The sequence below is a fragment of the Mesorhizobium sp. M7A.F.Ca.CA.002.09.1.1 genome, assembly GCF_003998555.1.
Taxonomy (GTDB): domain Bacteria; phylum Pseudomonadota; class Alphaproteobacteria; order Rhizobiales; family Rhizobiaceae; genus Mesorhizobium; species Mesorhizobium ciceri.
The window spans coordinates 1-418 of record NZ_RZRR01001636.1 but is presented as its reverse complement, the minus strand read 5'-3'; the positions used below and the strand labels follow the sequence as shown (position 1 = coordinate 418).

Sequence of the window (418 nt, the reverse complement as noted above, 5' to 3'; positions counted from 1 at the left end):
GGTCTATGCAGGCCCTTCACAAGGCTTAGGAGAGGCTTCGGATGAGAAACGCAATCTGCCTCGCATTGACTGCGGCAGTGGCTGGGTGCGCGACCTCCCCGGTCGACTATGAGGCGTCGCTTTCGCAGCAGGACCAGAAATGGGCCTCCCCGGCATGCCAGCAGGCCCGCAGGGCGGCTTCGGATTACGAGGCTCGCGAGAAAGAGCATCCGGGATGGGGTTTCGGCGTCCTGCTTGGTCCATACTCGATGGGGCTCGTCGCAGCCATCAAGGAGCATGAGCAGAAGCAACGAAAGCTGTTCGCCCGCGAAGTGCACCTGCAATGCTCAAGCCTGCCGCTGCCGAAGGAACTGCAGGGCGATTTGAGCCCTGCCGTACCGCCGACCAAGTATCCATAGCCTGCCGCGCCTTCCGGCAG

At 62.7% G+C, this 418-nt stretch carries 1 protein-coding gene; it reads left to right on the top strand.

Annotation, left to right across the window (positions count from 1 at the left end; genetic code table 11):
• Positions 1 to 41: 41 nt before the first annotated feature.
• The gene (locus tag EN994_RS35085; RefSeq protein ID WP_127308332.1) at positions 42 to 398 is read left to right on the top strand and encodes a hypothetical protein; all 357 of its coding nucleotides are present in this window, start codon (positions 42 to 44) and stop codon (positions 396 to 398) included.
• Positions 399 to 418: the final 20 nt, after the last annotated feature.